The 25425-nt window shown below is 37.9% G+C and carries 24 protein-coding genes; 17 read left to right on the forward strand and 7 right to left on the reverse strand.

Annotation, left to right across the window (positions count from 1 at the left end; translation table 11 throughout):
* The first annotated feature begins 19 nt into the window (after nucleotides 1-19).
* Together tdc and nhaC are read left to right on the forward strand one after the other, a co-directional pair.
* On the forward strand, nucleotides 20-1873 hold the full coding sequence (gene tdc, locus BCR25_RS01810; RefSeq protein WP_069661889.1) for a tyrosine decarboxylase: 1854 nt from the start codon (nucleotides 20-22) through the stop codon (nucleotides 1871-1873).
* 109 nt (nucleotides 1874-1982) lie between these two features.
* Nucleotides 1983-3350, forward strand: a complete 1368-nt coding sequence (gene nhaC / locus BCR25_RS01815) for a Na+/H+ antiporter NhaC (protein WP_069661890.1) — start codon at nucleotides 1983-1985, stop codon at nucleotides 3348-3350.
* A 178-nt stretch (nucleotides 3351-3528) separates the two neighbouring features.
* Here the strand turns inward: nhaC and BCR25_RS01820 are convergent, their stop codons facing one another.
* Nucleotides 3529-3957, reverse strand: a complete 429-nt coding sequence (locus tag BCR25_RS01820) for a helix-turn-helix domain-containing protein (protein ID WP_069661891.1) — start codon at nucleotides 3955-3957, stop codon at nucleotides 3529-3531.
* A 123-nt stretch (nucleotides 3958-4080) separates the two neighbouring features.
* Here BCR25_RS01820 and BCR25_RS01825 point away from each other — a divergent pair, with 123 nt between their 5' ends.
* A complete protein-coding gene (locus BCR25_RS01825) occupies nucleotides 4081-5259 on the forward strand; it encodes a serine/threonine-protein kinase (protein ID WP_069661892.1) in 1179 nt (392 codons plus the stop codon).
* 92 nt (nucleotides 5260-5351) lie between these two features.
* On the forward strand, nucleotides 5352-5861 hold the full coding sequence (locus tag BCR25_RS01830) for a DUF5067 domain-containing protein (RefSeq protein WP_069661893.1): 510 nt from the start codon (nucleotides 5352-5354) through the stop codon (nucleotides 5859-5861).
* A 406-nt stretch (nucleotides 5862-6267) separates the two neighbouring features.
* Here BCR25_RS01830 and BCR25_RS01835 read toward each other — a convergent pair whose 3' ends face one another.
* Nucleotides 6268-7290 (reverse strand): AI-2E family transporter, encoded by a 1023-nt coding sequence (locus BCR25_RS01835; RefSeq protein WP_069661894.1) that lies wholly within the window; start codon nucleotides 7288-7290, stop codon nucleotides 6268-6270.
* 208 nt (nucleotides 7291-7498) lie between these two features.
* Between BCR25_RS01835 and BCR25_RS01840 the strand changes: the two genes are divergently transcribed.
* A complete protein-coding gene (locus BCR25_RS01840; protein WP_069661895.1) occupies nucleotides 7499-8797 on the forward strand; it encodes a Y-family DNA polymerase in 1299 nt (432 codons plus the stop codon).
* Complete coding sequence (locus BCR25_RS01845; protein ID WP_069661896.1) at nucleotides 8794-9135, forward strand: hypothetical protein; 342 nt, start codon at nucleotides 8794-8796, stop codon at nucleotides 9133-9135. The genes BCR25_RS01840 and BCR25_RS01845 overlap by 4 nt, the downstream gene beginning before the upstream one ends.
* Before the next feature lie 108 nt (nucleotides 9136-9243).
* Here the strand turns inward: BCR25_RS01845 and BCR25_RS01850 are convergent, their stop codons facing one another.
* Both BCR25_RS01850 and BCR25_RS01855 read right to left on the reverse strand, forming a co-directional pair.
* Nucleotides 9244-10458, reverse strand: a complete 1215-nt coding sequence (locus tag BCR25_RS01850; RefSeq protein ID WP_069661897.1) for a YdcF family protein — start codon at nucleotides 10456-10458, stop codon at nucleotides 9244-9246.
* 128 nt (nucleotides 10459-10586) lie between these two features.
* Nucleotides 10587-12434: a sensor histidine kinase gene (locus tag BCR25_RS01855; protein ID WP_069661898.1), complete on the reverse strand. Its 1848-nt coding sequence runs from the start codon at nucleotides 12432-12434 to the stop codon at nucleotides 10587-10589.
* 110 nt (nucleotides 12435-12544) lie between these two features.
* Here BCR25_RS01855 and BCR25_RS01860 point away from each other — a divergent pair, with 110 nt between their 5' ends.
* A complete protein-coding gene (locus tag BCR25_RS01860) occupies nucleotides 12545-13288 on the forward strand; it encodes a response regulator transcription factor (protein WP_069661899.1) in 744 nt (247 codons plus the stop codon).
* An 87-nt stretch (nucleotides 13289-13375) separates the two neighbouring features.
* Here BCR25_RS01860 and citG read toward each other — a convergent pair whose 3' ends face one another.
* The 3 genes from citG to BCR25_RS01875 form a co-directional block, all read right to left on the reverse strand.
* Complete coding sequence (citG, locus tag BCR25_RS01865) at nucleotides 13376-14263, reverse strand: triphosphoribosyl-dephospho-CoA synthase CitG (RefSeq protein WP_069661900.1); 888 nt, start codon at nucleotides 14261-14263, stop codon at nucleotides 13376-13378.
* The gene (locus BCR25_RS01870; RefSeq protein ID WP_069661901.1) at nucleotides 14247-14951 is read right to left on the reverse strand and encodes a GntR family transcriptional regulator; all 705 of its coding nucleotides are present in this window, start codon (nucleotides 14949-14951) and stop codon (nucleotides 14247-14249) included. Before BCR25_RS01870 ends, citG begins: the two co-directional genes overlap by 17 nt.
* A gap of 127 nt (nucleotides 14952-15078) precedes the next feature.
* The gene (locus BCR25_RS01875; protein WP_069661902.1) at nucleotides 15079-16422 is read right to left on the reverse strand and encodes a CitMHS family transporter; all 1344 of its coding nucleotides are present in this window, start codon (nucleotides 16420-16422) and stop codon (nucleotides 15079-15081) included.
* Between the two features lie 394 nt (nucleotides 16423-16816).
* On the opposite strand from BCR25_RS01875, the gene BCR25_RS01880 reads away from it, so the two are divergent.
* The 10 genes from BCR25_RS01880 (at nucleotide 16817) to BCR25_RS01925 (ending at nucleotide 25005) form a co-directional block, all read left to right on the forward strand.
* On the forward strand, nucleotides 16817-17137 hold the full coding sequence (locus BCR25_RS01880) for a hypothetical protein (RefSeq protein WP_069661903.1): 321 nt from the start codon (nucleotides 16817-16819) through the stop codon (nucleotides 17135-17137).
* Between the two features lie 487 nt (nucleotides 17138-17624).
* On the forward strand, nucleotides 17625-18026 hold the full coding sequence (locus BCR25_RS01885) for an acetyl-CoA carboxylase biotin carboxyl carrier protein subunit (protein ID WP_069661904.1): 402 nt from the start codon (nucleotides 17625-17627) through the stop codon (nucleotides 18024-18026).
* A gap of 31 nt (nucleotides 18027-18057) precedes the next feature.
* A complete protein-coding gene (locus BCR25_RS01890; protein ID WP_069661905.1) occupies nucleotides 18058-19179 on the forward strand; it encodes a sodium ion-translocating decarboxylase subunit beta in 1122 nt (373 codons plus the stop codon).
* 36 nt (nucleotides 19180-19215) lie between these two features.
* Nucleotides 19216-19341, forward strand: a complete 126-nt coding sequence (locus BCR25_RS20780) for an OadG-related small transporter subunit (RefSeq protein WP_083242557.1) — start codon at nucleotides 19216-19218, stop codon at nucleotides 19339-19341.
* A gap of 18 nt (nucleotides 19342-19359) precedes the next feature.
* A complete protein-coding gene (gene citC / locus BCR25_RS01900; protein WP_069661906.1) occupies nucleotides 19360-20355 on the forward strand; it encodes a [citrate (pro-3S)-lyase] ligase in 996 nt (331 codons plus the stop codon).
* Nucleotides 20356-20367: 12 nt separating this feature from the next.
* Nucleotides 20368-20676, forward strand: a complete 309-nt coding sequence (gene citD, locus BCR25_RS01905; RefSeq protein ID WP_069661907.1) for a citrate lyase acyl carrier protein — start codon at nucleotides 20368-20370, stop codon at nucleotides 20674-20676.
* Complete coding sequence (gene citE / locus BCR25_RS01910) at nucleotides 20664-21551, forward strand: citrate (pro-3S)-lyase subunit beta (RefSeq protein WP_069661908.1); 888 nt, start codon at nucleotides 20664-20666, stop codon at nucleotides 21549-21551. The genes citD and citE overlap by 13 nt, the downstream gene beginning before the upstream one ends.
* 1 nt (nucleotide 21552) lies before the next feature.
* A complete protein-coding gene (gene citF / locus BCR25_RS01915) occupies nucleotides 21553-23082 on the forward strand; it encodes a citrate lyase subunit alpha (RefSeq protein WP_069661909.1) in 1530 nt (509 codons plus the stop codon).
* Nucleotides 23075-23617, forward strand: coding sequence for a citrate lyase holo-[acyl-carrier protein] synthase (citX, locus tag BCR25_RS01920; RefSeq protein WP_245792076.1), 543 nt, complete (start codon nucleotides 23075-23077; stop codon nucleotides 23615-23617). Before citF ends, citX begins: the two co-directional genes overlap by 8 nt.
* On the forward strand, nucleotides 23614-25005 hold the full coding sequence (locus BCR25_RS01925) for an oxaloacetate decarboxylase subunit alpha (protein WP_069661911.1): 1392 nt from the start codon (nucleotides 23614-23616) through the stop codon (nucleotides 25003-25005). Before citX ends, BCR25_RS01925 begins: the two co-directional genes overlap by 4 nt.
* Nucleotides 25006-25425 lie beyond the last annotated feature (420 nt).

Consider the following 25425-nt stretch of genomic DNA (forward strand, 5'->3'; position numbering starts at 1 on the left):
AATATCGGAGGAAATATTCATGAAAAATTTCAATACAGATGACACGAACTTGAAAGCATTATTTATCGGCGACAAAGGTGAAAATGTTGATTTATTCAAAGAACTATTAAACAAAATGATCGATGAGCACATCGGCTGGAGACAAAACTACATGCCGCAAGACATGCCTGTCATCACTCCCCAAGATAGAAGTTCTAAGAGCTTTCAAGAAACAGCTGACAATATGCGGACTGTATTCAATACCTTATCTTCACGTCTACGCACAGAGTCATTACCTTGGCACTCAGCAGGTCGTTTCTGGGGGCATATGAACGCTGAAACATTGATGCCATCAATTATCGCTTACTCAGCTGCAATGCTTTGGAACGGAAATAACGTAGCCTATGAATCATCACCAGCGACTTCTCAAATGGAAGAAGAAGTAGGGATGGAGTTTGCTGCGTTGATGAGCTATCAAAATGGCTGGGGACATATTGCAGCAGATGGTTCGATCGCAAATTTAGAAGGTTTATGGTATGCCCGTAACATGAAATCATTGCCTTTTGCGATTCAAGCTGTCGCACCAGAAATGGTTGCTGGAAAAACGGAATGGGAACTACTAAATATGCCAACAACAGAAGTGTTGGATATTTTGGATAAGGTTCAAGATAAAATGGATGACATCAAAGCTCATTCAGCTCGTAGCGGTAAAAACTTAGACAAGTTAGGTAAATGGATCGTGCCCCAAACCAAACACTATTCTTGGCTAAAAGCAGCAGATATCATCGGGATCGGTTTAGATCAAGTGATTGCTGGTGAAGTAAACAGTGAATACCGTATGGATATTGACAAATTAGAAGCTCAAATCCGCGATTTAGCAGCACAAGGCATTCCAACCCTTGGTGTAGTTGGTGTTGTTGGGTCAACAGAAGAAGGACAAGTCGATCGCATCGATCAAATCATTGCTTTACGCGATAAATTGGCTAAAGAAGGCATTTACTTCTATGTACACGTCGATGCAGCTTACGGTGGTTACGGCCGTTCAATCTTCTTAGATGAAAATGATCAGTTTATTGAATGGGATCAAATTGACGAAGTTTATGCAAAACATAACATCTTCCAAGAAAAAAATGATTGGTTGACTAAAGATATTTATGATTCATTCAAAGCTATTGAACAAGCAGAATCTGTTACGATCGATCCACATAAAATGGGGTACATTCCTTATTCAGCCGGTGGTGTTGTCATCAAAGATATTCGTATGCGTGATGTGATTTCATATTTTGCAACGTATGTATTTGAAAAAGGAGCAGATATTCCTGCATTACTTGGGGCATATATCTTAGAAGGCTCAAAAGCTGGTGCAACTGCCGCTGCTGTTTGGACTGCTCATAAAGTCTTGCCATTGAATGTAACAGGCTATGGTAAATTGATGGGTGCAAGTATTGAAGGAGCGTATCATTTCTACCACTTTATCGATGGATTAGAGTTCCAAGTAGGTGATAAAACTATCGAAATCCATGCATTAACAAAACCTGATTTTAACATGGTAGACTACGTATTTAATGAAAAAGGCAATACAGATTTAGTGAAAATGAACAAATTGAATCATGACTTTTATGATTATGCCTCTTATGCAAAAGGCGGATTATATAACAATGAATTCATTACTTCTCATACTGATTTTGCGATTGAAGAATATGGTCACAGCCCGTTTGAATTTGTAAACAGCTTAGGTTTTTCTCGTGCTGAATGGGAACGTGCAGACAAAGTAACGATTTTACGTGCTGCAGCAATGTCACCATATATGAATGACAAAGAGATCTTTGAAGAATACGCAGAAAAAATCAAGCAAGCGATTCAAGAAAAATTAGAAGCAATCTACGCTGAATAATTATTGGATCAAGGGATATTGAAATAGTCTGCGGTAATTTTACCGCAGACCTTTCTTTAATTAAATAACTTAGAATACTGAAGGATTTTAAAAGATGTGAGGAATGTATATGAAAAAATATCGAGTAAATTTTAATGAAGCAGCGTTTCTTTTGATCACGTTACTACTAATGATCGGAGTCAGTATTATTGGTTTTAGTATTCCAGCCCATGTCGCTTTGTTGCTTGCTATCGGTTATTTGATGTTGTTTGCTGTTTATAAGAAATTTTCTTGGGATTTTATTCATGATGCATTGGTTGAAGGTGTTTCATCTGGCATTATTCCAATCGTGATTTTTATTTTGATTGGCGCTTTGATTAGTGTCTGGATTGCTGATGGAACGATTCCTACGATCATGGTTTTAGGTTTTTCATTTTTGTCTGTGAAATATTTTGTGCCAACGGTTTTTTTCGTCTGTGGAATTGTTGGTGGAGCTGTTGGTAGTTCATTTACAACAATCTCAACGATTGGGATCGCGTTTTTAGGAATGGGTAGTCTGATCGGCGTAGATCCAACATTAACAGCCGGTGCCGTTGTTTCGGGTGCTTTTTTAGGAAATTCTATTTCACCCTTGTCAGATACAGTAAATTTGGCCGCGGCAATCGCCGAAGTGGATTTATTTACTCATTTAAAAAATACATATAAGACGGCACTGCCGGCAACGCTTGGTTCCTTTGTTTACTTTTTGCTGATGGGCTTGCGTTACGATGGTGCTCTAGACAGTCATAGCATTCATGATATCGTTAATACTTTAAATAATAATTTTACGATTTCATTTCTTACGCTGATTCCTTTAGCGTTACTATTTGTTTGTGCTTGGAAAAAAATTCCGGCGATTCCTACATTGCTGTTAAGCATTGGTGTGTCTCTTTTGTTGATGTTTTTTACGACGTCAAATTTTTCATTTGTTGGAACAGCTGATATGATCCAAAATGGCTTTGTTTCTCAGACTGGCAATGCTCAAGTGGACGAGCTATTGACCAGAGGCGGTATTCAAAGCATGATGTGGTCTGTTTCTCTGATTATTTTAGCGTTGTCTTTAGGTGGATTGCTGGTAAAAATGGAAGTTATCGATTGTTTGCTTCAGCGCTTTGAAAAAATGATCGATTCTCGACAAAAGCTGATTTTGATCACTATGATGAGTTCTGTGGGAATCAATGTGTTGATCGGTGAGCAGTATTTATCGATTATTTTGCCTGGAAAATCATTTATCAATAAATTTAAAGAAAAAAATGTTCCGCTGCCTTTGCTGTCTAGAAGGTTGAACGATGCTGGTTCAGTAGTGAATCCATTGATTCCATGGGGTGTCAGTGGGGTATTTATTTCAGGAACGCTGGGTGTTTCAACAATCGAGTATTTGCCATATGCTGTATTTTGCTATTTGCTTCCTGTCGTTTCATGCCTTGTCACTTTAAGTATAAAAGAGAAGAAAAAATGAATAGAAAAAGGGTGGATAAAACGAAAAATCAGTTTTGTTTCACACTCTAAAACGTAATAAATGATGACCAAAAGTCAGCTTCTTCGGCAATTTCGCAAAAAGCGAGCAATACAAGACACGTATTGCTCGCTTTTTACTCTAATTGCTCGAACCTAATCGATTTTTGGCTCAACCTCGTTTAGTCACCAAAGGTTTTTAGACCTGCCTCATATAAATGATCATCGATCTGGGCAAGTGTTAATTGATGTGAAAGACCATATATCACCACAGCATCCCATTGGTGTTTTGGGTAAAGCTGAGCATAGCCAGTCTTTTTCATCAGTTCATTTGTCTCCTCCAATGTTAAAGAAAACCCAATCGCTAATGCAGTCATTTTTTCTCTAGAGGGATTTCGTTTTCCATCAAAATATTGATAGCCTGTCGCTTCTGCGATTCCTGCTTTTTTCAACACAGCACTTTTGCTGATATTCTTTTTGATCAACCATTGATTGAGAAAGTCTTTGACCGCTGGATTGATCGTGTGCGGTTTGGTTTCGGCAAAAACGGTTTGAAAATTTTCTGCTTGTTTCAATGAATGAAGCAATTTATCTGTATCTTTTTCCTGCATCCTGACAATCTCCTATTTCTTAAAATATATTCTTTATTATACCGTGATTTTGTCAAAGTGAGAACGCATTTTAAGAAGTTCTTTGCTATAATGAAACCAGCAAACAAATAATGGAGAATGATAATGGAAAATGTAACAGAAGAGAATACTTCTTTCTATAAAGAGATCGAACCTTTAACAGATAAACCCAATGGACCAGTGCTCGTAAGAAAAACAGACACAAGAGAATTCTTTGTCAAAAAATGTTATCCGCTGTCTTTAAAAGAAAATCTGTTTGAACTACAAATGATCCATCATGTCCATTTAGCTAAAGTGCAAGAGGTGCTTGTTGAAGATGGGCAGCTATGGCTTTATGAAGAATTTATTCATGGAAAGACCTTATCTGAGCTTCTACGACTTTCAGAAAAAATGGATACCCAAACGATTTTAAAAATAACGTTGGATGTATTAGAGGCACTGATCGCTTTACACAGTAACGGGCTTGTTCATCGTGATGTCAAGCCAGGAAATATTATGATGACCAATGATGGAATAGTAAAACTAATCGATTTTGATACTGTTCGAACGTTTGATGGCGGAAAAGAAACAGATACAGTGCAATTAGGAACGATCGGATTTGCTTCACCCGAGCAGTTTGGCTTTGCTGAATCAGATGCACGAAGTGATTTGTACTCATTAGGCGTTGTGATAAATACATGCTCAATCAAAAAATATCCTAAAGAAGAGCTAAGTGCAGATCCATTTTTACGACCATTGATCCTCAAGGCGACAAAGCTAGATCCGAAAGATCGCTATCAGTCAGCTGGTCAAATGAAGAGGGCTGTGGAAGAATCGCTGAAAAGACTGACAGTTAATCAAATGTATGCTGCTCAAAAAAGTAGGCAAAGAGAAGGGATCCCAGCATACACTGCAAATAAAACGTCAAAGACTAGTAGAAGTCATAAAGTGAACGGTCTTGGCACCTCCTTTTTACAGAAATATGTACCGGGATTTCGAACGAATTATTTATGGAAAAAAATTATTGCAGTTGTTTATTATCTATTTATCGGGATTGGATTCCCTCAAGATCTACTCAAAAAACAGGGACTAAATAATCAGTTGATTGCTGTGGTAGAAGACCTTATTCTATTTATTTTACCGATATTTTTATTTACGAACTTTATGAATTTTCATGAAAAACTTCCATTACTTAAATCAAAAAATAGTATATTTAAAGGTTTAGGATATGTTTTGTTAGTCTTTTTTTGGCTTGTTCTTTATACAATTGCAACTTCTATTAGTAATAGTTTGCTAAAGAATTAATTTTTTACTATGCATAATGCATAAGAATTTCCTTTCGTTATTTTGTAAGATGAGTTTGTATCAACGGACTAAATAACGAAGGAGACAAAAAAATGAGTATGAAGAAAATTGTTTTGATAGGAATTGGTGTTTTAGTAGTCGGTGGAGTTTTGGCTAATATGGGTTCAGATTCCGAAGAGAAAGAGACGTCCAAAAAGAACGAAACAACGAGTACGGTTGTCAAAGAATCCGAAGCACCTACTTTGACAGATGCAGGTGATTTAGGCGATTATCATGTCACAATCAAAGAATTTACTTTTGCAAAAGATTATAGCGGCGAAGATGTAGGCGTTGTCGAGTATGAATTTACGAATAATAGTAACGAGAATGCAATGTTTTTAACATCGATCACAACAAAAGCTTTCCAAAATGGCGTAGCATTGCAATTAGCCGTTATGTCTGAGGCTGGGTATGTTGATTCGATGACTGAGATTCAGCCAGGGGCAACACTGAATTTGAAAGTACCTTATAAATTGAGCGATACAAGTTCGCCAGTTTCTGTAGAAGCTACGAAATTATTCAGTAACAAAGAAAAATTATCCAAAGAATTTGTTTTACAATAAAAAGGGTGGTTCAGCTAGCTTTCCTATAAAAGGAACAGTCTAGTTTTCGCTTCAAAGGAAGCAAAGGAATTGTTTTTCCTTATATATGGCAGTGTATTGGGATCTTGGACAGGTAGCTGAAATGAGCTAGTTATTTAGTCCGAAATCAATTAGTCTTTGCTTCCTGACTGATTTTCCAAACATAAAAGCTGCCGCTACCACAAAAAGAGCGGACAAAGGCAGTATGCTTCAGAGCATACTGCCTTTGTCTTGTTGTCTGTTGTGGGGGATAAAACGAAAAATCAGTGTTGCTTTGCTTTTAAAACGTAATAAACGGTGGTCAAAAGTTAAATTCTTCGATAATTCGCAAAAATCGACGGTTGCCTCAACCTTGCTAGAACCCATCCTCTTTTCTTTTCAAAAAGCATCATAATTTGTTTACAGGCTGGATCGGTTTGACTTTTAAAATATCTAAAAAGAACGTAAAAATCGGAATACCAACAATCAGGCCCCAGACACCAAAGAGACGTTCACTGAGCAATAAAATGACGAACGTATAAAAAATGGGCAGATCCGTTTTGCTGGACATAAATTTAGGATTCAACACATAGGATTCAACTAAATGAACGACAAGAATCACGACTAAAATATAGATCACATCGTTGATGCCGCCTTGGGAATAAGCGATGAAGCTAAGCGGGATACAAGAAATGATCACACCAGCCACAGGAATCAGGCTCAAAATGAAAATCATGATCGCTAAACTTGGTAATTGGGGAAACCCAATCAATGCCAAACAAATCGTTGTGAGGATGGTATTGACAACGGCGATAAAAAATTGTGCTTCCATGACCACACCAAACGTATTGACGAATTTATCTGCAAAATAATAAATATCCTGGAAAAACCAATCAAAATCACTTTTTAAAAACAATTTAGAGAAATCAGCCATCTGTTTTTTTTCAATCATAAAAAAGAAGCTTAAAATGAACGAAAGAATGACAGATAATCCAAGTGAACCAAGATCTTGAACATAGTGTAAAAGCATCCCAGCACCGTTTTGAATTTGAGTAGTCAAAGTAGATTTTTCTAAATAGGAATCGATAATCATCAACAACTGGTTATGATTATTTTCTGGATTTTGATAAAAATGGACGACAGAATTATACATTTGCGCGGTTTGATGAATCAAAATTGGCACATATTTAGTCACGGCAAAATAAATCAGAAAAACAATAAGAGCATAACTTGCCAAAACTAGAAAGAGGGCGGGAATCTTTGCGAAATGCTGGACAAATTTTACGAAATGAAGCGCTAAAAATGTAAAAATAAAGGTTAATAGAATCATCGTGATCATACTTCTAGCTAAAAACAAAACAAAGATAACAACCGCTAAAACAAAAAAACGTCTCAAACGAGTGTTTTGGATAAATTTTTCATAAAAAGACACGAACGTCACTCCTTAAGCTCCAAGAGCAGATCATTAAAAAACTTTCTAAACTAACTATAATGCTTTTTTTCTTTTTAAGATAGCAATCTTATCGATAATTCTAAAAAAAGTAGCTTTATAGAATATAAATTTAAGAAGGCGTTCCCCTTTACAAAAAGAACATACGTTCGTATAATGAATGGTGAAATGAATCAAGGAGAGGATTACGATGTTTTTTGACTATGAAAAAGAACCTCGAAGGACGATTTTTTGTATAGACGTCAAGTCATTTTATGCTTCTGTAGAATGTGTTGAAAGAGGTTATGATCCTCTTGAAAAAATGCTTGTTGTGATGAGTCATGCTGAAAATACTGGAGGTTTGGTGCTGGCCTCTTCTCCTAAAGCAAAAGAGATTTTAGGCATCACGAATGTAACAAGAAAATACGATGTACCCAATCATCCAGACTTAGAAATTGTTCCGCCAAGAATGAATGAATACATCAAAGAAAATATGAAAATCAATACGATTTATTCTGAATATGTAGCTGAAGAAGACTTGCACATCTATTCGATCGATGAATCTTTTTTAGATGTGACAGCAAGCTGGAAGCTCTTTTCCAACTCTCCTACTGAATTAGCACGAAGTATTCAAAGACGTATTCAAAAAGAAACAGGTCTCTATATCACGATCGGTATCGGAGATAATCCATTGTTAGCGAAGTTAGCAATGGATATCGAAGCCAAACATATCCCAGAACGTTTAGCAAAATGGCAGTATGAAGATGTTCCTGAAAAAGTCTGGACGATCGAGCCGATGACTGAGATGTGGGGGATTGGTCATCGTTTGGCAAAAAGACTGAATCATCTAGGGATTCGTTCAGTGAATGATTTGGCACATACAGATAGTAACAAACTGAAAAGAAACTTAGGCATTATTGGTGAGCAGCTGTACGCGCATGCCCATGGGATCGATAGAAGCCGTCTTTCAGAAAAATACATACCCGAAGAAAGATCGTTCAATAATTCGCAGATTTTGATGCGGGATTATTTGGTACAAGAAGAAATCGAAGTAGTGATTCGTGAAATGGCAGATCAAGTAGCAGCGAGACTTAGAAAAGCCCACTGTCAAACAGAATGTGTGCATCTATCTGTCGGCGTTTCCAGAGGAGCAAAGCAGGAAAGTTCAGGTTTTTCAAGACAAATGAAGGTTCCTTTAACCAACAGTAGTAAGTTACTGACCGAGTATTGTTTGACGATTTTTAGGCAGCATTGGCATGGAGAAGAGGTACGACATATTGGAATCACCTATTCCAAACTGAATTATAATACTTATGTACAGCTGGATCTATTTCACGAGCCGACTGAGCAGTTGAAAGAATTGGAGCTGGATCAGGTGATCGATGAGATTCGTCAACGCTTTGGCTATGTCTCGTTGGTTCACGCAAGTTCAATGACCTCCGGCGGTACAGCAATTTCAAGAGCCTCATTGGTTGGCGGTCATGCAGGAGGATTGGAGGGATTAGAATGAGTAAAGAAAGAGATTATTATTTTGAACAATACCAAGATCGAAAAATGAAAAAATGGGCAGGGTTTTATCTATCTGAACATACAGCGATCATTGCAAAAGAAAAAAAGAAACGGCCACCTGAACAAAAAGAACAAATGAGTTGGGAGGAAATCGACACTATCTTAGCAAAAGCATACCAAGAACAGTATTCAGTAGCGATTCAAAAAGAAGAATTGGATAGTGAGGGAAATTATAGTGAAGATATTATCGGGTGTATTCAAGGACATGATGAACTGGGGATTTATATTGCAGATCAAAAAGTTGGTTATGATGAAATCAGACATGTACAGCTGAATTGAAAAGCAGCAGAGGCTGAGACAAACACCCATGAGGGCGATCGCCCTCATGGGTGTTTGTCCCGCTCTCTGCTGTAATGGCGGCTATCGCTTGGACAACAAGAAAACAAATTAGACTAAACCGACAAAGAAATAATCAAACAAGGTAAGAGCAATTATTGCCGCTACGATGATGCCGCAAACGATTAAATGGCGGCGTTTTCTCATAACCACGATTGCGATGAATTCGCGTAAAAAGGCATTAGGCAAGAAGTAAAAAGCGGTTTTAGCCCCAATCCCATTTGCATTTAAATGAGCCATTTTGGCGAACAGACCAGCACGGAATAAATGAAAATTATTCGTTGTAAAAATTGCACGGTAAGTAGAACTTTCACTGGATTTTTCAATGATTTCTTTTGAGAATTTCATATTTTCCAATGTATTTTTAGAGTTTGCTTCAACAAGGATATCTTGTTCAGGAATTCCTTTTTCTAAAGCATATGCTTTCATCGCTGCTCCTTCAGCTAGATGTTCGTCATCGCCTTTGCCGCCAGACATAATGAGTTTAGGCGGCATTTGTGTGGCACTTTTTTGCGCTTGATAAAATTGGATTGCTTTGTCGATTCTGTTTCCTAAAAGAGGAGGCACCGTTTTACCATCGATCAATCCAGAGCCAAGAATGATAATGAAATCTTGATTATATCTAGGCTGATTGAATTGGTAAATAGTAGAAATCGTTAAAAAATTATAAAAAACAGCAAAAAAGTAAAACATGAGCATAGGTAAAATACCAAACAACGTCATCGCCCAAGAAGGTAAAATAGTTGTAGAAAAGTAACTAAAAATCAAAAAGATAGTCAAGCCGATTGCCAGCAATAAGGTTAATAAATTTGCTAACGAATGACCTTCTTTTCGCAAGACAACAATCGCATTCCAATATAAGAACACTAGTAATGCATAAAGACCGATTAACGCGGATAAAAGTAAAAAGACGCCAGTGATTCCAGCCATAACAACTAACAATGGATTGGTTGTTCGAACAACTAGAACACCTAAATATGTCATGCCGACAACTAAAAACACATTGAACAATAAACCATTGATCAAGCGCCGCTTTTCTTTAAAATAACTAAAAAGAAACACGAGTAAAAAAAATGAAGGGATAAAAAAATAGAATGAGTGCAGCTGAACTTCTAAATAAATCACATAACAGATAAAACAGATCGAAAACCAAAGTAATTCAAAAAATTTCCAGTTTTGTTTGATCTTTTTTCGACGCCATTTTGGAATAATAAATGCACCAATTAAATAAATCACGCCAATGACAAGTATAAAATAATTTCCCATAATGTTAACTCCTTTTAAAACTGATATCTTCCTTAGTATAACGAAGAATAGTAAAAAACAATAATAAAAAAGGTTGGATCAGCTGTATAAACAAAACTGATCCAATCTTTATCGGTAAAACCAAGTTCTTATTCTGGTGGGCGAACAGGTAAAATAATCAAAAATGTAGTACCGTTCGCTAATTCTGAATGAAGGTCAAGGTACCATTCGTATTTAGAAATAATAGATGCTACAGCGAATAATCCCAGTCCAGTCCCTTCATCGGCTGATTTTGTGGTGAAGAAGGGCTCAAAGATTTTTTCTCTTATATCAGTTGGGATCCCGGGACCATTGTCCGAGATGGTCAGTGATACAAAATGTTTTTCAGCTTGTAGCCGCAGGTTTTCTTTTTTTATTTTTTCGATAATTTCTTTCGGTGTGGCACACACTTCTACACGAATTTTCTGAATTGCTGTGTTTTCCCTTGTTGCTTGGTAGGCGTTGGTGATTAAGTTGTAAATCAAATTTTGAATGTCTATTTCCTCGAATTTGGCTGTGCCTAGATTTTCTTGAATAGAAAGATCTAATTGAATATTTTTAGGGATGATTTCTCCAATTAGATGTGTTGCAACACCGATGGCGGCTGAAACATCCAGCCATTCTTGCACGCTCTGCTGTGTTTTAGAAAAACGCAGGACATTTGCGGATAGTTGTTTTCCTTTTTGAGCAGAATGAAGAATATCTTGTAAATCTCCTTCTAGTACAGGATCATTGGAATACTCTTCTAAAAGTAATTGGGTGTTTCCGATGATCGGTGTTAAAAAATTATTCATATCATGTACGATGGAGGTCGTCAATAAACCGACTGTTTCCATTTTATTTCGTTGGTAGAGTTCAAGTTCTAGTTGATGCTGCAGTTTTTGTTGTTTTTGTTTTTCGATCAGTTGTTTGTTTTCTTCTTCGATCCGTTCTTTTTTTCTAAAGTTATGAATAAATAAAGAAAAAATACCGATCAATAGCAACAAAACAACTAAGAGCAATGAAAGTACGATAACGAAGTTGATAATATCGTCATTTCGTTCATTATAGTCAGCGTTGATGGCAACGACCCAATGCGCTAAGCCGACATCGATCCATTCAAATGCACTGATTTTCAAAACTTCTGTTGGCACATCCTCATCCCACCAGTAAGACTTATAGGTTAATTTTCCAGAGGAATGACTCAACTGGTATTTTTCCAAGTGCTTTAGGTCAGAGTAATTCAAATCAGGATAAAGCTTTTCCCGATCTTTAACAATATCAAGTCCGACTTGTTCTGCAACAGGGTGCATGACGACGGTCATTGACTGATCCTTGATCATTGGATACCCCTTGTAGTCTAGCTCAAAATCCTGTAAAAAATTTTGATAAAATTTTTCCAAATGTAAAGGTAGGATCAAATATCCCTCAATATCTCCAGCGGTGTTTTTAATTTCCTGATAAAAATTAAGATAGGATTTTTTATCTATAAAATAAGAAGCGCTGTTTTGGGCGGTTGGCTTGTCAAATAACTGTTTTAACGATAAATCATGGTTGATGAAGGGCTGGATCGTTTCAGTATCTGCAATCGAGACCTGCTTTTTCTTTGAGTCCCAATGAAAAGCGTAAAGAGGTGTGCCGGAAGCGTCAATGTAAAAAAGGGAATCGGCTTCACCATTTAGTGAATCAAAAAATGTAGTCAGCGCAGATTGACTGCTGTTCAGATAGGCAGCAGGATCGTCATTGTTCTTTAAATTTCCGTCAATGGCTAAATAATTCAATGATTGATGACGATTTTTCATGGAGAGCTGGATCACTTTGCCGACATACTCTGTCGATTGCAAAAGAAAATCCTGTCCGCTGGCTGTGGTCGTCTTACGAATGACCGAAAAACCACGGATCGCAAAGAAGACAGAAACAATGATAAAGATCGTCATTGCTGTAATCATGAGGTTCACAATCTTATTCGTGCGTTTCATTTTGCTAACTCCTTTTAAAAGTATGTTCATATCATAACAAGTTCAAGTTGAAATTTGAAGGTAATTCGGCTATTGTAAAGATATGTAAAATGAACAATGGGGTGTACACCGTGCGAAATGAGAAAATTTTAGTAGTCGATGATGATCCGGCGATCCGCCGTTTGATCTGGAAATCGTTGCAGTCAACCGGTTTACTGGTCTATCAAAGTGATACGATCGAAAAAACCATAGATATTATGCAGCGGGTGGATTTCCAATTATTTCTTTTGGATGTTAGCCTAGAACATGAAAATGATGGCTATCATCTAGCTCAGTTGATTCGGGAGCACCAGCCGTTAACGCCAATTATTTTTGTTAGCGGTAAAAAAAGTGAACAAGATATTATCAGCGGGTTAGAATCAGGAGGAGATGTGTATCTGTCAAAACCATTTGCTCCGAATGTGTTAAGAGCCCAAGTCATCAGTACGTTGAATCGGACTGAACAATTACTGACGTTAAGAGAACACCGTGAAGAAGCGCGGCTGACAGAAGGGATATTTTCTTTTGATAGACATCAATATCAGTTTAGTAAAAATGGTGAAGTCGTTAATATGACCTCTAAAGAAATCATGATGATCCTATTCTTTATGGAAAATCCTCAGCAAGTATTCAGCAAGGAACAAATTTATGCCAATGTTTGGAATGATGGTGAAATTGACAAAAATCTAATTACTGTTTACATCAATTATCTACGAAATAAAATCGAAGATGATCCTAAGAAACCGAAATATCTACAAACGGTTTGGGGGATCGGGTATCTATTTAACCCAGAAGGAAAAGAGGCAGAGACCAAAGCGTTTGATTCTGAGAAATAAGACTGCAGTTGCGAAAAGGGTTCATCGCCTTTTTGTGACTGCTGTTTTTTTCTGAGAAGCTGCTTTTTCTAAGCCTCTTTTCATGAGTTAAATCAGTCCTTCTAATTGACCGAAGAAGTAGCTTAGTGCTAATAGGTCGGCAGAACCGCCGGGACTTAAGTTTTTTTGAATCAAGACCTGATCAAATACAGCTAGACTTTCTTCTAGTTCATAAATAGTGACTTCATCTGAAAGTGTTGCTAGCTGTTGAGCGGCTAATTTTTTTACTTGTTTCCAAGCGTCTAAGCCGCCACGATTGATCAAATTAGAATCTTCAACAGTTGCCATCAGTGATAACAGTAAAAGTAAAAAGTTTTTTTTATCATTTGAGGAATGCCGTTGTCTTAAAAAGGGAAGAGCTGTCAGTTGAAGCGCTGGATAACCAGCAGCTGCTTCTCCTCTGATTCCAGTAAACCCATGATCAAGATACAGTTTTTCACCATTTGTGAGCATAGATTTGTTTGCTAGATCTGAAAAATCCTGTTCTAAAAGTGAGACTGTCATTCGTTTAGTATAATCAAAAACGGCATGAGTGTCAGCTTCAGAAAATGGGAGGTAAAGTTGCTTGTTTTGAAGCAGTTTTCCAATACTTGCTAGAATCAGGGCGAAAGAAAAATTCGCCCCTTTATGTGTATTGATGCCGTTTGTCTTTTCTAACATTGCACGTTCAGCCTGTTGTCCTAGTAAACGGACTTTTTGAAATAATTCTACAGGACTTCCTTCATGAGCCAGACCAAGCTGAAGGTAATCATAAAAATAAGGTGCAAGCGCCTGACTACTGTCGAGAAAGGTTAAATAATCCATATCTGTATGCGCGCCATTGCTGATCGGATCGACTAGTCCAGGTTTTGGATAAAGTGCTGCTTCAAAAAGTAGAGACTGCAAAGCATAATTACTAATGATCTTGATCTGTTTTTGTTTATTTACCTGTGTCATTTAAGTGTTTTTCCATTTCTTTGATGATAAACGTTTGAGAATAAGTCAAATGCTCTGTGATCAATAACTCCAGCTGTTCTTTTTCTTGATTCAACATACAATGATAAATGAGCCAGTGCTCTTTTAAAGCTTTGTCCCGCCGTTCTTTTGAGCGAATAGAGATATCTCGAAAATAAATCAAGTATTCCCGCAGCTTCATTACGATCGATTTTAACCGGCGCATTTGACTTTTTTCATAAATCAACTCATTGAAGTCTGAGAATTTTTGCAGTACTTGATCGATTTCATTTGCTTCATTCAACCGATCGGTTTCTTCCAGTAATGCTTTTAATTCTGCAAAATCCTCTTCCGTCATTTCTTTCATTGCGGTAAGCGTGGCTAAGACATCCAACGATTTTCTAATCGCATAAATTTCGTGCGCATCATTGATCGAAATCCCTTTTACAATGATCCCAACCCCGGGAACATGATCGACTAAATCTTCTTCAACTAGTTTTTGCAGCGCATAACGGATTGGTGTGCGACTGATATTCATAACTTCCGAAAATTCTTTTTCATTGATACGTTGTCCAGCTGAGATCTCACCTAGAATAATGGTTTTACGAAAGGCCTTATAAACTAGCTCTTTTAATGGTTCATTAAGACTTAAATCTAAATTTTTTCCGACAGCTTCTGATATTGTACTCATTTTCTAGTACTCCTTTTGCTGATATAGTAGGAAAAATATACAACTTTTTTCTTATATACTTGTTAAAGAAAGAGAAGAAATATAAGAAAAATTTTCCACATACAAATCATCTATACGGCTATTGAGATTATTGTGGGATATACAACGGCATATGACCGGTCAAGACAATCGTTACTACAAAAATAATGAAGATCCCCAGCGCCCATTTTGCTGCTTCTTTTTGCCATTGCCCCATGTCTAAGCCAGTTAAGCGAAGCAGTAAGTAGATAAAGGCAACTAACGGGCTCAATAAGTGGAAAGCTTGTCCCATTAATGAAGCCAACGCCATTTGCATATCGGTAAAGCCATACGCACGTCCAGCTTCTGCTAGTACTGGAAGGACTCCAAAGTAAAATCCATCATTTGAAATAAAGAAGGTACCTGGTGCTGAAATCAAGGCAATCACTAAGCCCCAGAAGCCTGCTAATTGATTAGGGATGATTTTTGTGAAACTTTGAGCTAATGCATCTGCCATACCAGTTCCTTGGAATAACCCCATGAATACACCCGCAGCAAAAACTAAAATAACTACTTGAACAGCATCCCCACCGTTTGCTCCGATACGAGAAGATTGATCTTTCAAGACAGGATAGTTGACCATCAACGCTATTACAGTACCCGTAAGGAATAAGAATAAAGGAGGCAAACCAAGACCAACAAATGAGTCAGTAATCAATAGTGTAATTAGTAAAATCGTTAAGAAAGCGTTGAATAACCAGATTTTTGGACGACGAATCGCTAAAGTTTCTTCGTCAGTAACGGTCGTCATTTCATCGATTTCCGCATCAGATAACGCTTTTATTCCTAAACGAGCCCGCTCTTTACGTCCCATAGAAGGAGCAACGATAAAGATAACATATAAAAGAGCAATGATCATACCAGGAATCAAATAAGCTAAAATTTCTGCGCCTACATTTAAAACACTCATGGCACGAGCAGTTGGTCCGCCCCAAGGAAGCAAGTTCATGATCGTGTTTTGCAAGATAACCAAAACACCTAAGTTCATCAATTTCATATCTAATTTTTTATAGATAGGAATAAACGCTGAACAGCAGATCAAGGTAGTTGTTGTACCATCACCATTAAGAGAGACAGCAGCCGCAACAACAGCCGTTGCTATCAAGACCTTCATTGGATCGCCTTTAGCAATGTGGATCATTTTTTTAGTGATTGGGTCAAATAAGCCTGCGTCCAGCATAATGGAGAAATAAAGAATCGCAAACAATAGCATAATACCAGTAGTAGAAGTCGTCTTGATTCCTTCCATAACGAAATCCCCAATGGAGCCTTTGTTAGAAACCCCAGCAAACATTGCGATGAGTGCAAAAATCAATGGAATCAAAACTAGTGCTGTAAACGGTGACATTTTCTTTTTCATGATCACAAACATGAAGACGATGATCATAACATAAGACAAAACAGTAAGTAACATTTTTTTCTCTCCTTTGATAATCGATTTGTTTTTTGAAACAAGTAGGGAATTTGAATAGTAATTGAAATAAAATAACGATAGATAACATTCGGAAAGCCCTTTCTTATTTCATTTAACAAAACTTAGTGTAAAGCAAGTCTCTTGGGATAAATAGCGGATAAAGGGAAAAAGAACACCAAAAAAACATAAATGATAGCGGTTTCTTAAAGAGATGTTAATAAGATATTAATAAAATATTAAACGTTTTAAAACGCTGTTATATCAGTACTTGTATGCGTTTTAGTCAATAATTGAAGTGAAGGAACAGCGAAAGAACAATTTAAGCCCGTAGATTTCATTTTCTTGTCAGAGATTTTACCTATAATGAAATCATAAGCGGAAAGGATGTGAATTCATGGGTTTATTTGACCGTCTATTTAAAAAGGAAAAAGAAGAAATAAAAACAGTTGAACCGTTGACCAACACAGAAAAAGAATCTGAATGGCAGGAAATAGCGGGATATATTCCTATAGAAAGTGAGGAGTATGAATTTGTTACATTGATTGCCACCGCTCTTGCAGCTGGAAATCAGCCAGAGAGTAAATTTGTTGTTAAACGTATTCTAAAAAGAAATCCTGAAGTGCAATTAGTATCTGCAATAACTGCAAGTATTGCATCTGCAGATCAACCAGAAAGCCAATTTATAGTGAAGTCAATCAAGGAAAAAAGAGAGTAGTTGCGTTTTGCTGAGAATCATGCCAAGAAATACAACGAAGTGATGAGTTGCTATTGATTGGTACAAGGTGACTGAAAGGAACGTTGCGTCTATTTGCTTCGTTAGTTGATGATGAACAGTACAAGACTTTCGGAGAAAGTGTTGATCATTTGTATTATCTAGCTGCACGAGCTAACTCCTCGGGAAAAAGATAAAACCTGAGTGAGGCAAAGAACACCTCAATCATGTTTTTCTATTTTCCAGTCGGAGTTTGACGAGCTCGTTCCGCTTTTGCTGAGAATCACAACGAAAGAACTTGAGTTGATGATGAACAGTACAAGACTTTCGGAGAAAGTGTTGATCATTTGTATTATCCAGCTGCACAGGCTAGTTCCTCGGAAAAAAGATAAATGCTGAGTGAGGCAAAAAGGCACCTCAATCATCATTTCCTATTTTTCTGTCAGAACTGAACGAGCCTGTTCCGCTTTTAAATTAAGGAGGAAAAGTTATGTTACGTAAATTTAAGATTTCAATTGATGGAAAAGAGTATTTAGTAGAAATGGAAGAGATCGGTGGTGTGCCGCAAGCACAAGTTGCACCAACTCCACCTGCTGCACCGCAAGCACCTGTAGTTGAAGCGGCTCCTGCACCAGTGGAACAGCCGGCAGTGTCGGCTGCTCCTAGTGCACCAGCTGGAAATGATGCGATGACTTCACCAATGCCAGGAACTATTTTAAAGATTTTAGTGAACGTTGGCGATGAAGTAAAAGAGAATCAGCCATTATTGATTTTAGAAGCAATGAAAATGGAAAATGAAGTGGTAGCGACAGCTAACGGAACGGTTACGGGACTTCATGTGACCTTAGGACAGGTTGTCAATGCTGGGGATGCATTGATTACGATCGATTAAAGAATAGAAATTATTTGGAGGAAGTGAAATCGTGGAAACATTAATTCAAGGAATCACGTCAATTACATTCGGACAGATTTTCATGATGGCTATCGGCTGTTTATTGATGTACTTAGGAATCAAAAAGGAATACGAACCAACATTGTTAGTCCCTATGGGGTTAGGAACAATTTTAGTCAACTTTCCAGGGACCGGCGTTTTGACACAAATGGTCAATGGTTCAGAAGCAGAAGGAGTTTTAGATGTTCTGTTTAAAGCCGGTATCGCAACAGAGTTATTTCCATTGTTGATATTTATTGGGATTGGTGCAATGATCGATTTTGGTCCATTGCTGCAAAATCCGTTTATGCTATTGTTTGGAGCGGCGGCACAGTTTGGGATTTTCTTCACAGTAATCGTTGCGGTGATGTTTGGCTTTAATATAGAAGAAGCAGCGTCTATCGGTATCATCGGAGCAGCAGATGGACCAACATCAATTTTCGTATCGAATCAATTAGCGCCAAACTTATTAGGGCCAATTACTGTAGCGGCTTATTCATATATGGCGTTAGTTCCGATTATTCAACCAATAGCAATCAAAGCTGTAACAACGAAAAAAGAACGTAAAATTCGGATGACCTATAAAGCCGATAGTGTGTCAAAAATGACGAAAATCATTTTCCCGATTGCAATTACGATCGTTGCTGGTTTTATTGCACCGATTTCTTTACCACTGGTTGGCTTCTTGATGTTTGGTAACCTGTTGAGAGAATGTGGTGTGTTGGATCGTTTATCAAATACGGCGCAAAATGAATTGGTGAACATCGTTTCAATTCTATTAGGATTGACGATTTCAATCAAAATGCAAGCAGAGTTATTTTTAAATGTTCAAACATTGATGATCATTGCCTTCGGTTTGGTTGCATTTATCATGGATTCTGTTGGCGGTGTCTTGTTTGCTAAATTATTGAACCTATTTAGAAAAGAAAAAATCAATCCAATGATTGGTGCAGCAGGGATTTCAGCGTTTCCAATGTCTAGTCGAGTGATTCAAAAAATGGCGACCGATGAAGATCCGCAAAACTTTGTTTTGATGTACGCAGTAGGTGCAAATGTTTCAGGGCAAATTGCTTCAGTGATTGCCGGCGGCTTATTGTTGGCGTTCTTCTCATAAGATAAGACAACAAAACGTGAAAGGAGTTTGATAGAAATGGATATAGAAGCATTGAAAATTGCGGCTGAACTGATGATTTTTGGTATGGGTGGCGTATTTCTTGTCCTATTTTTACTTTTTTTGATCTCAAAATTACTATTAAAAATATTCCCAGCCAAATAAATGAGGAAGTGAGTATTGATGAGGACAAAAAGGTTGTGGTTGGATCGTGATCCAGCAGCGTATAAACAATGGACTGAGCTGTTGAAAGCTTCTGATTTAGTACCAGATGATCAGGTAGATTATACACTAGGGATTTATGCTGAAGAAGCGTTGGTTGCTACGGGTTCTATTTATCATAATATTTTGAAGTGTATCGCAATCGATCCAACATATCAAAATGAAAATCTATTGACTCAAGTAGTACAAGAATTAAGAGTGCAGTTACTTGAGTCAGGATTTACTCATTACTTTTTATATACGAAGCCGGCAGTCTGTCATTTGTTCCAATCTTTAGGCTTTTCGGAAATTATCAGAACAGAAGATATTGCCTTTATGGAACAAGGTGGACCGGACTTTAATGAGTATTTAAAGGAAATTACAGCGTCTAAACGTAATACGTTAAAAAATGCGGCTATTGTTATGAATGCTAACCCGTTTACGAATGGGCATTTATATTTGATCACGCAAGCAGCGAAAAAAAATGAAACAGTTTACATTTTTGTTGTTTCGGAAGAACGTTCCCTTTTTGATACAGCTACTCGTTTTCGTTTAGTTCAAGAAGGCGTTCGTCATTTAACGAATGTAGTCGTTTTACCAACAAGAGAATATATTGTTTCGAGTGCGACATTTCCATCCTATTTTTTAAAGGATCAGGCACAAGAAGCAGTTGCTAGGGTTCAGGCGACCCTAGATGCGGTTCTATTTAAAAAGAAAATTGCACCAGTCTTATCAATCACAACTAGATATGTCGGTGAGGAACCACTTTCTCCTGTGACAGATATCTATAATCAAGCGATGAAAAAAGAATTTTCTTCTGATTTACACTTGACGATTCTTCCTAGAAAGAAGCTAGGACAAGAGGTGATCAGCGCATCAAGAGTTAGAGCCCTGTTAAACGAGCAAGCATACGAAGCGATTCGCTCGCTTGTTCCAGAAACGACATTTATTGAAATCATGAAACAAAAAAAAGAATAAGAGGTGTACATTTTGGAAATGAAGCAAAACGCATCCGCAGGTACAACTGAATCAAGTGATATTTTGATTATGATCGAGCCAAATGGCACAGATGGTCTGCAACTTGAGCTGGACAGCAGTGTTGAAAAACAATTTGGACAACAGATTCGAAAAAAAATACTAGACACTCTAGAAAAACTAGCGGTGATGAATGCAAAAATCAAAGCGGTTGATAAAGGTGCTTTAGATTGTACGATCGAAGCCAGAACGGTAGCAGCTGTTTATAGAGCGGCACAAGAAGAAACGATTGATTGGCAGGTGATTCAATCATGGAACGCTTAAGAAGAACAATGATGTTTGTCCCGGGAGCTAATGCTTCAATGTTGCGGGATGCAACACTTTATGGGGCAGACTCATTGATGTTTGATCTGGAAGATGCTGTTTCGTTAAAAGAAAAAGATAGTGCACGTTTACTTGTCTATAATGCATTGCGTACCTTTGACTATTCAATGGTAGAAACAGTTGTTCGAATCAATGGACTAGATACGGTTGGGCGTCAGGATGTTGAAGCGATGGTTTTGGCGGGGGTGGATGTAATCCGTTTGCCAAAAACAGAAACGGCACAGGATATTGTGGCTGTTGATCAAGTGATTACTGAAATGGAAACGAAATACGGAATCAATGTTGGAACCACTAAAATGATGGCAGCCATCGAATCAGCTGAAGGAGTGTTAAATGCTCGTGAAATTGCTCAAGCTAGTACACGTTTGATTGGGATTGCGCTTGGAGCAGAAGACTATGTGACCAATATGAAAACTCGCCGTTATCCAGATGGTCAGGAATTATTTTTTGCCCGCAGTTTTATTCTTCATTCTGCTAGAGCAACTGGAATCGCTGCGATTGATACTGTTTATTCAGATGTAGAGAACACAGAGGGCTTTTTGGCAGAGGTTGCGTTGATCAAACAGCTAGGCTTTGATGGAAAGTCCGTTATCAATCCACGTCAGATTCCTTTGGTAAACAGCGTGTATGAACCAACAGCCAAAGAAATCCAACAGGCAAAAGAAGTCATTTGGGGCATTCGTGAAGCAGAGGCAAAAGGCTCAGGTGTTATTTCAGTCAACGGAAAAATGGTGGATAAACCAATCGTTGAACGAGCGGAACGAGTTATTGCATTAGCAATTGCGGCAAAATTGATTTCTGAGGAGGAAGTCTAAAATGAAAAATAATGTAGGCAAAGAAATTCCAGATAAATACGCTGAAAGCTACGGTCTATTTTCAGGGGAATTCACGAATATCCATGAGTATCAGGAATCTAGTCGGACGATTCAACCCGTTAGACCAAGAGACACAAAACTGTTAGGCAGCTTAAGAGAAGCGATTGAAAAAACAGGATTGAAAGATGGAATGACGATTTCATTTCATCATCATTTCCGTGAAGGTGATTTTGTCATGAATATGGTGATGGCAGAAATTGCGGCAATGGGGATTAAAAATTTGTCGATTGCACCAAGCTCTATTGCGAATGTTCATGAACCCTTGATCGAGCATATTAAAAATGGCGTGATCACAAATATTACATCTAGCGGTCTTCGTGACAAAGTTGGAGCAGCGATTTCTGAGGGGATCATGGAAAATCCAGTCGTGATTCGTTCACATGGCGGCAGAGCTCGTGCAATTGCTGCAGGAGATATTCACATCGATGTTGCTTTTCTTGGTGCACCAAGTTCAGATGCGTATGGAAATGTAAATGGAACAAAAGGCAAAGCAACTTGCGGTTCGTTAGGTTATGCTATGATCGATGCGAAATATGCAGATCAAGTCGTAATCATTACAGACAGTTTGGTTCCGTATCCAAATACACCGATCAGCATTCCGCAAACAGATGTCGATTTTGTTGTAGAAGTTGATGCGATCGGAGATCCTGCAGGGATTGCCAAAGGAGCTACACGTTTTACCAAAAATCCCAAGGAGCTTTTGATTGCAGAATATGCGGCAAAAGTAATCACACATTCGCCATATTATAAAAATGGTTTTTCTTTCCAAACAGGTACTGGGGGAGCGGCGTTAGCCGTATCTCGATTTTTAAAAGAAGCAATGATCAAAGATGGGATCATTGCAAGTTTTGCATTAGGTGGTATCACCAATGCAATGGTCGAATTACTGGAAGACGGTTTAGTAGAAAAAATTATCGATGTACAGGATTTTGATCATCCTTCTGCTGTTTCACTAGGTGAAAATGCGGATCATTATGAAATCGATGCAAATATGTATGCTTCTCCTTTTAGCAAGGGTTCGGTTATCAATCAGCTAGACACGGCAATTTTGTCAGCCCTTGAAATCGATACGAATTTTAATGTGAATGTGATTACAGGATCTGACGGTGTAATTCGTGGTGCTTCAGGCGGTCATTCAGATACAAGCGCTGCTTGCAAGATGAGTTTGGTTATTGCACCATTGATTCGCGGGCGAATACCAACAATCGTAGAAGAGGTAAACACAGTGGTTACACCAGGCAGCAGTATCGATATTGTTGTAACCGAAATCGGGATCGCAATTAATCCGGAACGACAAGACTTGATCGCACATTTTGAAGAGCTGGATGTTCCTAAGTTTACGATAAAAGAGTTACAGGAAAAAGCGTACAGTATCGTCGATCGACCAGAGGCAATCCAATATGGTGAGAAAGTCGTTGCACTGATTGAATATCGTGATGGGTCGATCATTGATGTGGTCAAAAATGTCTAAAGAAGTTCTTCAAGGAGAAAAAATTGATTTACCTATGATGCTGGATGCTAGAGAAAAACGGGTGTCGATCCAGCAAGAATTATTAATGAAACACCCGCATGGTGCTTTATTAAGTGCTACGATGAATATTCCTGGGCCTATTAAAACAAACGAGCAAATAAAGACTGCTTTTTTAACTGTCATTGAAGCAATCGAGCAGCTGATTCCTCCTGAAAAACGAATGGCACGTAAGTATCGTGATGTAGTAACGGGTCCTGAATATTATTTCGTCATTAAAGAGCTACCAAGTGAGCTAAAGGAACAAATGATCCAATTAGAAGAAACCCATTATTGTGGTCGCTTGTTTGATTTGGATGTGCTTTATCAAAAAGAACAAGAACTGATTTCTATTAGTCGGACAGAACTGGGGTATCCAGCTCGCCGTTGTTTTATTTGTGAAAATGAAGCAAAAGCTTGCGGTAGAAATCGCCAGCATAGTATAGAAGAAATGCAACAAACAATCAGTCAACTCATTGAGAAAGGAAAGATGAAATGACAAAAGAAATACGTTTTACAGAAACAGTCTTGCGTGACGGTCAACAAAGCCAAATCGCCACACGAATGCCGACAAGCGATATGCTGCCGATCATTCAAACCTTAGATGAAGCAGGCTATCATGCACTGGAAATGTGGGGTGGTGCGACCTTTGATGCATGTATTCGTTTCTTGAATGAAGATCCATGGGAACGGTTGAGAACGATTCGTAAAGCAGTGAAACATACCAAATTACAAATGCTTTTAAGAGGTCAAAACTTACTAGGCTATAAAAACTATGCCGATGATGTAGTAGAAGCCTTTGTGCAAAAATCGATTGAAAATGGCATCGATATTATTCGTGTATTTGATGCATTGAATGATACGAGAAATTTACAAACATCGATCGAAGCAACCAAAAAATATGGCGGACATTGTCAACCAGCGATTTCTTATACGACAAGTGAGTTCCATACGATCGATTACTTTGTTGGTTTGACAACAGAGCTGGAAAAGATGGGCGCTGATTCGATCTGTATCAAAGATATGGCAGGAATTTTGACACCAGATGATGCTTATCGTCTAGTCACAGAGATCAAAAGTAAAATCCAAGTACCTTTAGAAGTCCACACTCACGCAACAAGTGGGATTGCAGAAATGACCTATTTAAAAGCGGTTGAAGCTGGTGCTGATATTATCGATACGGCGATCTCTTCTTTTTCTGGTGGGACTAGTCAGCCAGCAACAGAGTCGATGGCTTTAGCATTAGAAAATTTGGGCTACGATACACATTTGGATATGAAAAAAGTTGCAGAAGTGGCTGATTACTTCAATCCAATACGAGATAGCTTTAGAGCTGAAGGTCTTTTAAATCCTAAAGTGAAGGACACTGAACCTAAAACATTGCTTTATAAAGTACCTGGCGGTATGCTGTCTAATTTATTAAGTCAATTAACAGAGCAAGGGTTAGCTGATAAATATGAAGATGTTTTACGAGAAGTGCCAAAAGTCCGTGCTGATTTAGGTTATCCGCCATTGGTAACGCCGTTATCACAAATGGTTGGGACACAAGCTGTGATGAATGTAATCAGTGGAGAACGCTATAAAATGGTGCCAAAAGAAATCAAAGATTATGTCAAAGGATTATATGGCAAGCCACCTGTCGCAATTTCAGAAGAAATGACAAAATTGATCATTGGTGAAGAAGAAGTGATCACTGTGCGACCAGCCGATTTACTAACACCAGAACTTCAAACCTATGAAGAAGAAATCAAGGAATATGCTAAATCTACAGAAGATGTGTTGATGTATGCGTTGTTCCCGCAACAAGGGAAAGATTTCTTAGGTAGAAGAGAAGATCGCTTTTATGATGTGCCGGTTCAAGAAGTAAACGTCACCTTGGATATTTAAGCGGAGAAAGTCAGCTTCTATGTGTTTAAATAAGCGAATGCGTAAGTGTTTAGTTTATTATGCAAGGAGAGAGAGTCAGAGGGATAACGGATAAAGTTATTCTTCTGACTCTCTCTTTACTTTAGACAAAAATCTTAACAGTACATAAAAAAAATCAGCTAACATGAAAAAGGAATAAAACGCAAAAATCCAAGGCTATGAATCCCACTAGATGTTAAGTGAACCAGATAAAAAAGCAAGGACAGCATATCATTTTTGATTAAAATTAAACGTTAATAGTATGGGTGTTTTCTAATTTTAAGTTAGCATTAATCGTTTTATCGTTGATAGTACAGGCTGCCATGAATCTAACACAAACAAGGTAGTTTACCTTACTTCTAAGTTTTATTAAAAGGTTTACATTTTATTTTAATGCCGTTA

This window comes from Enterococcus termitis, assembly GCF_001730305.1.
GTDB classification, from domain to species: domain Bacteria; phylum Bacillota; class Bacilli; order Lactobacillales; family Enterococcaceae; genus Enterococcus_L; species Enterococcus_L termitis.